We start from the raw sequence: 10,208 nt of genomic DNA, 5'->3' as shown, positions 1-10,208 counted from the left end.
TCATCAGGATTCCCGGTAGGGGCGGCCCTTGCGGCCGCCCTGTTTCGATTATGATTCGAAAAATGCCATGGGATTAATAATTTTCGGGATGGATGCGTGTCGTTACCCGTCGTGGATCATGGATCATGGATCGCGGATCATGGATCGCAGATCATCTTTCGCGATTCATCGATTGTCACCAGGGCGGCCGCCAGGGCCGCCGCTACATTTTGGATTCGAAAATTGCCATGGAATTAATGATTTTCGGGGTTGGGATATATTTTGTCACCCGTCGTGCATCATGGATCGCGATTCATCGATTGTCATCAGGATTCCCGGTAGGGGCGGCCCTTGCGGCCGCCCTGAAACGATTATGATTCGAAAAATGCCATGGGATTAATAATTTTCGGGATGGATGCGTGTCGTTACCCGTCGTGGATCATGGATCATGGATTGCGGGTCATGTGTTACGGATCATCGATTGTCGCAAGGGCGGCCGCTAGGGCCGCCCCTACATTTTGGATTCGAAAATTTACCAACCGTCGTGGATCATCGGTTGTTACCGGGGCGACAGAAATAATCAAGGGGGGATTCACAATTAATATTTATTTTTGCTGCATGAAACAGCTCCTCGCGCTTTCCTGCATCACCCTGGGCCTTCTCCTATTGCCACTGCTCCTGCAGACCAGCGGCCAGCTGCACGCCCAGTCCGTGGAATCCGACGAACGTGCCATGATCGATGTGAAAGACGGCGTCTCCTTCAAGCGCGATTCCCTTTTTCTGATGAACCTGCGCTTCCGCATGCAAAACCGCGCAGGGTTTAATACCCTGGCAGGAGACCGCGCCGAGGTAGAAGCCTTCGAAATGCGCATTCGACGCCTCCGCCTGCGCTTTGACGGCTACGTCCTCTCCCCTAAATTCCAATACTACATCCAACTTTCCTTCTCCCGAGCAGATATGGACCTGGAGCTGGGCGAAGTGGCGCAGCCCATACGTGATGCTATCCTGTATTACACAGTGAATGAAAACCTGTACTTTGGATTCGGACAGGTGAAACTGCCCGGCAACCGCCAGCGGGTCATCAGCTCAGGCAATCTCCAATTTGCTGATCGCTCCATCGTCAATGGTCTCCTCACCCTAGACCGGGACTTCGGCCTGTACACCTATTATACCCTGCCCCGAAAAATGACGGGACCACAGGTCTGGCAGATAAAAACGGCCATCACCTCAGGAGATGGTCGGAATGCCCTGGCCATCAATAACGGTCTGGCCTACACGGGTCGCCTGGAGTGGCTGCCTTTCGGCTATTTCTCGAATAATGGGGACTACTCCGAAGGAGATATCGAGTTCGAACCGCGGCCCAAACTCTCCCTGGGATTGACCTACTCGGCCAACCAAAAAGCGGTGCGGACGCAGGGCCAACTGGGGGCGGAGCTTTTTGAGGCCCGCAACCTCAACAGCCTCATCGCCGATCTGATGTTCAAGTACCAGGGCTGGGCGCTGATGTCCGAATACATGCAGCGCAATAGCCCCGATCCGATCACAACGAACGAAGCGGGCGATATTCGGCTCGTCGTGGTGGGCCGCGGCATCAATACGCAGCTTTCTCGGATGGTGGGCCCCCGCTTGGAACTGGCGGCCCGCTATGCCTACGTCGTCCCCAACCAAAACCCCTCAGCCATCCGCCAGCGCGTCGATGAGGGACTGTTCGGAGTTACCAAATACCTGAATGGACACCGGATTAAGGTGCAGGGGAATGTAGGCTACCGCTGGCTGCAGGGACTGACTGGCTTCAGCCGCGCAGGAAATACCTGGACGGGCATGTTTCAGGTGGAATTCGGGATCTAAAAGCGATAGCATCTAAAGCAAGTGTTTTTAAGCGCTTTCCTTTTCTTCTCTCGAAAAGCTTCTAGGGCCCCCTATAGGTGCAGCAGCAAAGTGAATCCGGGACTTCATGAGCTAGCCGTGCAGATTTACGGATGTGCGAACTCCGCTTGGATCATTTCCTTCAGGCCTTCGGCCAAAGTATAGGGTGCCTGGAAGCCACTCTCGGCACCTTGGGTACTGCTAAAAGTAGTGGTCGAACAGAATTTTTTCACACGGATGGCACTTATAGTGAAGGGCTTGCCGCGTATTTTGCCGAGTAAATCCAAGGCCAAGCCAGCTCCATAGCCCAAAGCATAGGGCAAGCGGAAAGGAGAGGTAGAGGGCTTCCCCAGGCTTTGATACACATTTTGTACGAGTTCCTCCATCGTAAAGTCGGGCTTGTCGGCATAATTAAAAACCTGCACCCCAGCCTGCCAGGGTCGGGCTAGCAAGTGTTCTAAAAAAGCCACTACATTATGGATGTAGGCCATGGACTTTTGGTTTTGGCCACTGCCGATCATCACAAAGCGGCCAGAGGCCATTTGCGCCAGCAGATTATACACATTTCCACGATTTCCGGGCCCAAAGACCACCGTAGGGCGCACGATAAGCAGCTGCCGCCGCTGCGGATCTGCCGCTTGCCAGTCCCGATAGACCTGTTCAGCGGCCGCCTTGGTCTTGCCATAGGGATGTTCAGCCGCCAAGGGGCTATCTTCGTCGGCCTCCGCTTCAGCATCTCCATAAACCGCCACCGAGCTCACAAATAGCAGGGTCTCCACCTGCCGCTCTGCCGCCAGGGCACATACATGTCGCGCGCCCTGCACATTAACTTCAGCATACAGGCGCACTGGGCGTACATTGTCTTGATGCTCAGCGGCCAAATTGATCCAAACCTTCCCTCGGCAGGCCTGGGCGAGGGCATGCGGATCGCGCACATCGGCCAGCTGCGTCTGGGAGGGGAAGGCGGTAGAAATAACCTTGTCTACGATTTGAAAGGGGATGGCCTGCGCCTGAAGGCTGCGGCAAAGGGCCGTGCCGATAAATCCAGCCCCACCGATGACGGTGATCATAAAGAAAAAAGTTTAGCTGTGATGTTACAAGAGAGGTAATAGCAAGCGCTGAGCAGGGGTAAGCGCTCTACCTGACGAAACAACTGCCAGTTATAGCGGATAAGCCCAAGTTTATTACTGGAAAGGGAGCTGTTGCGACGGGTGTAGGTGGCGAGCACCTCGGGAAGCAGGTAGGCATAAGGGGTTTTTTTCAAGAGGTGGAGCCACAAGCCATAATCCTGCCGTTTGCGGAGCGCGGGCATGAGGACCTTGCCCAGCAGCTCGGTGTCGTACATGGCCGTCAGACAGCCGACAAAGTTGCGCGTCAACAGCTGCGTGTAGGACAGCTTATCGGGGAGCTGGTCCACTACGCCGGCAGCGCGGCCATTTTCTTCTACTACCGTGTAATAGGTGTAGCTGAAGGCGATGTTTTCTCGCTGCATAAAGGCCAGCTGTCGCTTCAGTTTTTCGGGCATCCAGCGGTCATCCACATCTAAAAAGGCGATAAAACGGCCCTGCGCAGCACGAATACCTGCATTTCTAGCTGCTGCGGCCCCTTGGTTTTCGGATAGGAACAGGGCATGTACCCGCTTATCGGCAGCGGCAGCGGCAGCGATGGCTGCCGAGGTGCCATCTGTGGAGCCATCGTCTATCAGCAAAAGCTCCCAATGCGGATAGGCCTGCGCCCGTACGCTTGCCAGCAGGCCAGGCAGAAAACGGGCCGCCTGATAGCATGGGGTGATGATACTGACGAGGGCGGGTTTACTCATGAATACTGTAAAAACACAAATATAGCGAAAAAATCAGACTTTGGTTGATGACACTATCCGTATTCAAAACCGAGACCAAGCTGACACAGAAAAGTAGCTGGGCGAACCGTCGGGTAGGGGGTGCGGAAAGGGACCCTTTGCGCCAGCTTAAACTCCAAAAGCCATAGCCAATCGCCAGCAGGCAGATCAAAAAAGGCAACAGCCCGAGCTCCGAAAAAATCTTGGCATACAGGGATTTCGGCGTGATATACTGCCGCTCCTTCACCGCATCGTAGACCTGTTCGAAGGCAAGGGCATAGGGATAGTGCTGCCGCACGAGCTCCGGATACACGTATCGATAACCATCCAGTCCTGTGCCGAGAAAGTAGGTCTCCGGACCGCTCTGAAAGCCGATGACGGGGTTCATGATGCGCTGAAACATCGAGCCTTCTCGCTCTAAAATAAGAAATAGCGTCTCAGGCTCGGCGACGATCCGTGCGATGTTGGACAGACGCCGGAAGGTGTAATTTTCACCGCTGTAGGAGCGGATTTGGCTGAGGCCTGCCAGGCTGAGGAGGGAAAATAGCCCCAGCAGGAGCAAGCTGCGCCGTCCGAGCCGAAAGACGATTAGGTAGAGCGCCCCGCTGAGTAGCACGGTGAGGTAGCCATAGGCTGAGCCGGAAAGGAGCAGAAAAAATCCCAAGAGTGTGAGGCTCAGCAGGCGTCCACGGCCCCGATAAAAGAAAACATGGAGCAGGCCGAAAATCATCAAGTAGCGCACCATCCAGGAGGGCTCTCCGGAGATGCCCTGCAGGCGGTTGACGGTGCGGTAGCTGAAGAGCAGGGTAATGGACTCCGAGAGGCTTTGGGGCAGCAGCCCCGCTATCCCCGCTAGCTGCACCGTGCCCACCGCGAAGATCAGGTACAGCGACCAGGTGGCCACCCGGCCGAGGCTGGCCAGTACCTCCTCCCGGCCGAGTGTGGCGGCATGGCGCAACGAATAGCGGGTGGCGACCAGAGAAATGCCTAAAATAAGCAAGCTGAGCAGGGCCTTGGGCAGATGCTCCCAGCGCCCGAAAAGGCCCAGCGCCATACCGATGGCATGTACGCCGACGAGGCTAAGCAGGAGCAGCACCCAAAGATCATGGCGGCTCCACTGCCGATCTAGTAAAAAGGCAAAGACGGCCGGCAAAAGAAAAAAGAAGGACAGGGGCCGGTACTGATTGTTCAGCGGGAAAAAGGGGCTACTGTCTAGGGGCAGCAGAAACACGGCCACCAAAAAGCCATACCAAGCCAGCTGGCGCAGGGTTATCGGTTGTGAAAAGGATGCGTGGAGAACCTTATCCTGTTTCATCTGTGCCAGTTGAAAAGTGCAGTGTGTGCCAAAAGAGATGCCCCGCTGCCAAGAATGCCGCCGCGATTAAAAATAAGCTCATGCGTAGTAGGAGCCCCGGACCGATAGGCTTGGTGGAGGCTTTTGGGGGCTGCAAAGTAGTAAAGAGGGGTGTGTCTCGGGCGACTTGCAGCTTAGCGGCTTCCTCTTGTTTACTTAATTCAGAGAATGTTTCCAGTTTAACGGAATACTCATTTTCCAGGCGCTCGAGCTGGGTGGTCAAGCTGGGAGAAATGCGATTTTGATTTTCCACGCGAAAGAGGGAGAGCTTGTTTTGGGCTTGATAAAACGCGGCGCGCGCCTCTTCAAGCCGTTCTTGCGTAAACCTGAGCTGCTCCTTGGCCTGTAGCGCACTGATTTCAATCAACCTCTCTTGAAGTCGCCTTTGTAAGCGGGTAGCGAACAGCACGGCATAGGTTGGGTCGGGTAAGCGTGTTTGGAGTGTCAGCGATTTTTCCTGTGGGTCGTAAACGATGTTCACCTGTTGATCGAGGTGATCGAGGACCAACCATTTTTCGAAAGAAACGGGTACAGGAAGTGAATCCATGAAGATAAACTTACTGGGCGTCTTTAGGCCCATTTTCTTCTTCACTTGCTCTAAGCGGTAAACCCAAGACTTTTGCGTTTCCTGTTGCAAAAAAGTTTCCAGCGTCCCTCCCGGAAAGTCTGCCAGTGGGGAGGGGGGCAGGGGTAGGGGCAGCAGCTGCTGCAAAAAGCCCGTTTCGCTGGCCAGCTTCGGATACAAACTAGGCGGCACCTCGTTTTGGTTCGGGTGAAGGGGCAGAGAAAAGCCCGTTAAGGCAGCCAGGCTCCCTAAATTCGGGGAGGCGCCCATGTTCTCCGCACTGCTGACCAGCAAGAGTGCCTCAGCTCGATAGCTTTTGGGGCGTAGCCAGTGTACGGCAGCGGCCAAGCCCAGTGCCAGCCCACAAAAAAGGAGGTAGGCGCGTCGATGGCGGCGCCAGATGCGGCCGAGATCTCGGGTGCTGAGGCTTTCGGAGGGCCTTTTCGGGGTGATGTCCTGCATAAAGAAAAATTTCTCCTGTAAAGATACGAAATGTCTCGGTTTCGACGCATGCCATGGGGTTTTCCTCAGGATGCACCTCCCTCCTCTAGGCGGTATTTTTTTATTTCCCCCGGCGGTGGTACCTTTGTCCGACAGGGCAAAACCGTCTCATGCAGGCGGCATTTCTTCCTATATTTATGGTACGACATCGCATACAAGCGCTCGGGCACCTCGGAGATCGTATCGGCGAACTCTCCGATGCTGAATTTCAGGCTTTGGCCTTCCGGGTAGAAAATAATAATAGTTGGTTCACCCCTAAAATGCTGCGAACGGCGCTAGATGGGCTTATGCGCATGCTGGACCGGCAGGCGCTGGAGGAGTGGGTGGCGCCCTATTCTTTTCCGGAAAAGGGGCGAAAGGATGTGGGGATTTTGGCGGCAGGAAATATCCCTGCGGTGGCTTTCCATGACCTGCTCTGCGTGCTGATGGCGGGGCATAAGGCCAGTGTGAAGTTGAGCTCCGGGGATCAGGTGCTGATGCGCTGGCTGATCGCGGAGCTGCAAGCGATCAATCCTGTTTTCGAGGCGGACATCGAGGTGGCGGACATGCTGAAGGCGAAGGATGCGTACATCGCCACGGGCAGTAACAATTCGGCGCGGTACTTCCAGCATTATTTCGGCCGCTACCCACACATTATCCGTCAAAATCGAACTTCTGTGGCCGTACTGCGAGGGGAGGAGACGGAGGAGGAGCTGCGCCAGCTGGGTGCCGATGTGTTCACCTATTATGGCTTGGGCTGCCGCAATGTTTCGAAAGTTTACATCCGAAAGGAGGAGCATCTGCATGCCTTTTTCGATGCCGTCGCGGATTTCGAGTGGGTGCGGGAGCATCATAAGTATGTGAACAATTACGATTATAATAAGAGCATTTTTTTGGTCAATAAGGTGCCGCATTTGGATACGGGCTTTCTTTTAGCTCGGGAAGAAGAGGCCTTAGTGAGTCCGATCGCGGTGCTGCATTATGCCTTTTATGAGCAGGAGGAATCCCTAAAGCGGGAGCTGGCGGCGCGTGCTTCTGAGATTCAGTGTTTGGTAGCGGGGCAGCCTGCGCTTGTGGATGCCGCTACTCCGCTGGGGCAGGTGGCTTTTGGGCAGGCGCAGGTTCCAGGCTTAGCCGATTATGCGGACCATGTGGACACACTGACTTTTTGTACCTCGCTATAAGTAGGTGGGCGGGATGTGGCGCAGCCTTTGCGCTACCGCGCAAAGAAAAAGCTGGACAGAAAAAAGCCTTCCTCCCAGAGCAAGTGGGGGGGAGGCTTTTTTTAGGGTTGTTTTTCTGCATAAAGTCTATTTTTGGCGAAATTTCGCGGTTTTTATTTTCGGTGAAGGGTAGAGAGTGCGGCTGGCTGTTGGTAAAATGCTATGGTTTTTTTCTTTCCCGAGCCTCTTAGGGCAAGAGGCAGGCCGAGGGACAGGCTGACGGGGAAGCAACAGATGTCGGGACATGAATTCGAGATGTATTTCAATTTACCGTTTAATTAGCGAATTTTCTTGCGTAGTATGAATTTTTAACAAGGGAAAATTTTCTTTATATTCTTTATAAATAAGTCAGAATACGGTATAAACGCTTCTTTTTTTGGCCTATATGGCTATATTTGCAATCGATTAAAATAAACCTTTTCGACAAATAAAAATCAGTTTCCCATGGCATTTGATATAGAAATGATCAAAGCTGTCTACGCGAAATTCCCTTCCCGGATAGCAGCTGCTCGTGCGGCAGTCGGTAGACCTCTAACCCTCGCAGAGAAAATTTTGTATGCACACTTATCCGAGGGCGATGCCACTACCGCTTATGAAAGGGGTGTCTCTTACGTAGACTTTCAGCCTGACCGCGTGGCCATGCAGGATGCTACGGCACAGATGGCGCTTTTACAGTTTATGCAGGCGGGTCGTGACCAGGTAGCCGTGCCTTCTACGGTACACTGCGATCACTTGATTCAAGCGGAAGTAGGCGCAGAGGCGGATTTAACGAAAGCGAAAGACAAGAACAGAGAGGTGTACGATTTCCTTTCTTCTGTTTCGAATAAATATGGCCTTGGCTTCTGGAAGCCGGGGGCGGGTATCATCCACCAGGTGGTACTGGAAAATTATGCCTTCCCGGGCGGTATGATGATCGGGACAGATTCCCATACCCCGAACGCGGGTGGCCTCGGTATGGTGGCCATCGGTGTAGGGGGTGCAGATGCCTGTGACGTGATGGCTGGCCTGCCTTGGGAGCTGAAATTCCCGAAATTAATCGGTGTACGTCTGACGGGTAAGTTGTCCGGCTGGGCTTCCGCCAAAGATGTGATCCTAAAAGTAGCGGGCATCCTGACGGTAAAAGGGGGAACGGGTGCTATCGTCGAATATTTCGGCGAAGGGGCACGCTCGCTTTCTGCTACCGGAAAAGGGACGATCTGTAACATGGGAGCTGAAATCGGTGCTACCACCTCTATCTTCGGCTACGATGAGAAATCCGAAGCCTATCTGAGAGGTACAGAAAGAGGTGATATCGCCGACATGGCGAATGCCATTAAGGAACATTTGACAGGTGACGAAGAGGTCTACGCTCAGGCGGAGAAGTACTTCGATCAAGTCATCGACATCAACTTATCAGAGTTGGAGCCGCATATTAACGGTCCTTTCACGCCAGATTTAGCTTGGCCGCTTTCCAAGTTCGCTGCTGCGGTGAAGGAAAATAACTGGCCGGCTAAGTTGGAAGTCGGGCTGATCGGTTCATGTACCAACTCTTCCTATGAAGACATTTCACGTGCGGCTTCTTTGGCCGAGCAGGCCGTAGCCAAAGAATTAACGGCGAAGTCGGAGTACACCATCACACCGGGTTCTGAGCAGGTGCGCTTCACGGTGGAGCGCGATGGCTTCTTGGACGTATTCGGAAAGATGGGCGGGGTCGTGCTGGCAAATGCTTGCGGTCCTTGTATCGGGCAGTGGGCACGTCATGGTGCTGAAAAGCAGGAGAAAAACTCGATCATCACCTCCTTTAATAGAAACTTTGCCAAGCGTGCGGATGGAAATCCGAATACACACTCTTTCGTGGCTTCACCAGAAATCGTGACGGCCATGGCGATCGCGGGGGACTTGACTTTTAACCCGATGACCGATACGCTGACTAATGATAAAGGGGAGCAAGTGAAGCTGGATGAGCCTAGTGGTTTAGAGCTTCCTACAAAGGGCTTTGCGGTAGAAGATGCCGGTTACCAGGCGCCAGCAGAAGATGGTTCAAAGGTTGAAGTGGTCGTAGATCCGAAATCCGACCGTTTACAGCTACTGGATCCTTTCCAGCCTTGGGAAGGTACCGACTTAGAGGGACTGAAGCTCTTAATTAAGGCAAAAGGCAAGTGTACCACAGATCACATTTCGATGGCAGGTCCTTGGTTGCGCTTCCGTGGTCACCTGGATAATATTTCCAATAATATGTTGATCGGTGCGGTTAACTTCTTCAATGAGGAGACGAACAAAGTGAAGAACCAGTTGACAGGCGAATACGGTGAAGTACCTGCGGTGCAGCGGCAGTATAAGCAGCATGGTGTCGGTACGATCGTAGTGGGGGATGAAAACTACGGGGAAGGTTCTTCTCGTGAGCATGCGGCCATGGAGCCACGTTTCTTAGGCGTGCGTGCGATTTTAGTAAAATCTTTCGCGCGTATCCATGAGACCAACTTGAAAAAGCAGGGGATGTTAGCCTTGACATTCGCGAATCCTGCCGATTATGATTTGATTCAGGAAGATGATACGATCGCGATTAAAGGCCTAGAGAGCTTTGCGCCAGGGCAGCCACTTACTGTGGCGCTTACGCATGCGGATGGCACGACGGATGAGATTACGGTGAATCATACGTATAATGCTGGTCAAATCGAATGGTTTAAGGCAGGTTCAGCGCTTAATTTGATTAAGGCGAACGTAGCGAAGTAAATTTCTCTTCTTTTCATATACTCAAAAACGCTCCTTAGGGGCGTTTTTTTGTTTTTTAGATACATGTAAGAAGAATTTTTTTCCAGATACGTGATTATATTATTCGTATAAAAATCAGGAAATCGAACGCCTAGAACGCAGGATTTTAAGTTAAACAGATATTTTTTTTAATTAAATAACAGTATATAATTT

At 52.9% G+C, this 10,208-nt stretch carries 7 protein-coding genes; 3 read left to right on the top strand and 4 right to left on the bottom strand.

The genetic code is table 11. From position 1 onward, the window contains the following. Nucleotides 1–597: 597 nt before the first annotated feature. Nucleotides 598–1,827, top strand: coding sequence for a porin (locus tag ACXIT9_RS02095; RefSeq protein ID WP_458054588.1), 1,230 nt, complete (start codon nucleotides 598–600; stop codon nucleotides 1,825–1,827). Nucleotides 1,828–1,952: 125 nt separating this feature from the next. Here ACXIT9_RS02095 and ACXIT9_RS02090 read toward each other — a convergent pair whose 3' ends face one another. From ACXIT9_RS02090 to ACXIT9_RS02075, 4 genes are read right to left on the bottom strand one after another with little or no spacing between them, the layout of a single operon-like run. Next, nucleotides 1,953–2,915 carry an NAD-dependent epimerase/dehydratase family protein gene (locus ACXIT9_RS02090; protein WP_458054587.1) on the bottom strand — a complete coding sequence of 321 codons (963 nt, stop codon included), beginning with the start codon at nucleotides 2,913–2,915 and terminating at the stop codon, nucleotides 1,953–1,955. Next, nucleotides 2,912–3,664 carry a glycosyltransferase family 2 protein gene (locus tag ACXIT9_RS02085; RefSeq protein WP_458054586.1) on the bottom strand — a complete coding sequence of 251 codons (753 nt, stop codon included), beginning with the start codon at nucleotides 3,662–3,664 and terminating at the stop codon, nucleotides 2,912–2,914. The genes ACXIT9_RS02090 and ACXIT9_RS02085 overlap by 4 nt, the downstream gene beginning before the upstream one ends. After that, entirely contained in the window at nucleotides 3,657–4,997 is a 1,341-nt protein-coding gene (locus ACXIT9_RS02080; RefSeq protein WP_458054585.1) for a hypothetical protein, read from the bottom strand. Before ACXIT9_RS02080 ends, ACXIT9_RS02085 begins: the two co-directional genes overlap by 8 nt. Next, the gene (locus tag ACXIT9_RS02075; RefSeq protein WP_458054584.1) at nucleotides 4,984–6,063 is read right to left on the bottom strand and encodes a hypothetical protein; all 1,080 of its coding nucleotides are present in this window, start codon (nucleotides 6,061–6,063) and stop codon (nucleotides 4,984–4,986) included. Before ACXIT9_RS02075 ends, ACXIT9_RS02080 begins: the two co-directional genes overlap by 14 nt. Nucleotides 6,064–6,239: 176 nt before the next feature. Here ACXIT9_RS02075 and ACXIT9_RS02070 point away from each other — a divergent pair, with 176 nt between their 5' ends. Next, nucleotides 6,240–7,265 carry an acyl-CoA reductase gene (locus ACXIT9_RS02070; protein WP_458054583.1) on the top strand — a complete coding sequence of 342 codons (1,026 nt, stop codon included), beginning with the start codon at nucleotides 6,240–6,242 and terminating at the stop codon, nucleotides 7,263–7,265. Nucleotides 7,266–7,748: 483 nt separating this feature from the next. Further along, nucleotides 7,749–10,016, top strand: a complete 2,268-nt coding sequence (locus ACXIT9_RS02065; RefSeq protein WP_458054582.1) for an aconitate hydratase — start codon at nucleotides 7,749–7,751, stop codon at nucleotides 10,014–10,016. Nucleotides 10,017–10,208 lie beyond the last annotated feature (192 nt).

This window comes from Nitritalea sp., assembly GCF_054166705.1.
Note: the sequence above shows the minus strand (reverse complement) of the source record. Positions and strands in the feature narration are given on the sequence as shown.